The organism is Caldimonas sp. (genome assembly GCF_046289365.1).
Taxonomy (GTDB): Bacteria; Pseudomonadota; Gammaproteobacteria; order Burkholderiales; family Burkholderiaceae_C; genus Caldimonas.
On record NZ_JBKBVU010000340.1, the window covers coordinates 1 to 1,831 of the forward strand.

Sequence of the window (1,831 nt, forward strand, 5' to 3'; positions counted from 1 at the left end):
GCGCGTCTTGGTCAGGTTGATTTCGTTGACCCCAGGAACGAAGTGCGCGGCGAACTTGCCTTTGCCCTGCGCACCAAAAGCGATACCCAGCCTGCCGTTCAGACTCATGGCCTTGGGTGGCACCCCCAGCACCTCGGCCAGGTCCATCAGCCCGTCGTAGGCCTGGTTGATGTACGCCTGCCGCTCGGCTTGGTTGATCCAGCCTTCACGGCCGAAGTTGACGCCACGGAACCCGAACGTGTCCATCAGACGCTGCGGCGTGATGTTCTCGCCATCCTGTCGGCGAGCCGGACCGGTGCGCTCGGCCTCGTCGATGTTGGTGCCCCGAACGTCCTGGCCGGCGCCAGGCTCGCGCTTGACCTTGGCGCGCGCGGCTTCGATGGCCGCTTCACGGGTGGCGAAGGCCTCGGCCTTGAATCCGCCGTCTCGCACCAGGAAAAACGGCATGCCGGTGCTGTCGAACTCGCCGGCCTTCATCGTGCCGCGCCACGATCCGTAACCTTCCTTGGGCCGGACGGTGCCCTCGACCATGCCATTGCCCAGATCTTTGCCGGTGAAGGTGTACTCACCCGGCGCCAGGATGCGATAGCCCTGCACCTCCCAGGTCTCGCGCTTGGCCGGCCACCCCTTGCTCAGATCGGCCATCCACTTGCGCAAATCCTCCCGTCCAAACTGCATGGCGCTCAACGCCTTGTTCCCGCCGATGATCGACACCTCGCGCTGTGCCTCCGATCCGCGCGAAAATCGGGCGTAGGTCGGCTTGGTCATCTCATCGGGCCACACGCGGCGCAACAGCACCTGCTGCACTTCCTGCGCGCCCATCGCCACCTTGGACATATCCAGCAGCGACACCGGCCCCAGCGCGGTCTGCTCGCCCTTCACCATCGTGAGCACGCCCTTGGCGAAGTCGGCCACCTGCTGCCGGTCGTTGATGAACCCAAACAGTCCTTCGCGGATCTTGGCCAGCGTGTCGATGTATAACTTCAGTTCCGCATCGGTCGGCGGCGTCATGGCGCGGATCGTCGGCCCGGCGCTCAGGCCGTCATAGACGTGCTTCACCAAGCGCGCCAGGATCGGCGGCATGCCATCGGCCACCAGTTGCTCGTAATTCGGGCGCGGCCAGACTTTGGCCTTGGTGACTTCCTTGACCTTGAGGGCGTCGTTCAGGCCCTCGATGTCCTCCCACTTGATGCCCCGGCCCGTGAAATTGCGGCGGTTGGCGTAAAGCTGCTCGCCAACGTCCTCCAGGCGCTCGCCGGCCTCGGGCTTTGGCGCATCCTCTGCCGCTGACTGCTGCTCGGCAGGCTGCTGGGCCGATGGCTGCTCCTGCGCCGGCTGGCGGAGCAGGTCGCCCGTCGTGTCCTGGCGGCCGTCCTGCGTTTCGAGTGAGAACATCCCGGCGCCGGCTTCACTTTCACGGCGGATCTGCTCGCGCGCATCGCGCTGCTCGGCCGTCTCGGCGCGCTGCTGCTGGGCCAGCACGTCCTCGCGGGTGGGGGCGGAAAGCACTGGCTCGGCGGCTGGCGTAGCCTGCTGTGCGCCTCTTGCTTGCCCCTGCTCGTACAGATTGCGTCCGGCGGCATAGATGGGGCTGCTACGGCGCTCGGGGTACTGGGCTGCCGTCTCTGGCTCCAGGTGGAACCTGATGACCGTGTCGGCGCTCACCTGGGGCTTGCCGTTGACGATCGGCGCCACCTCCAGCCACTTGTGGCGCGCGCGCAGGGCCATGTACTCGACGCCCTGGTCGTCCACCACCACGTCGCCGGCCTTCATGTTGCCCGCGTCGTCAGGGGTGATCGCCTGGCGCTGCGGCTCGGTTCTGGCGGCCTCC

The 1,831-nt window shown here is 66.7% G+C and carries 1 pseudogene; it reads right to left on the reverse strand.

Features of this window, described 5'->3' with window-relative positions:
• Positions 1-1,831: pseudogene (locus ACK42S_RS17830) on the reverse strand (hypothetical protein); the annotation flags it as partial.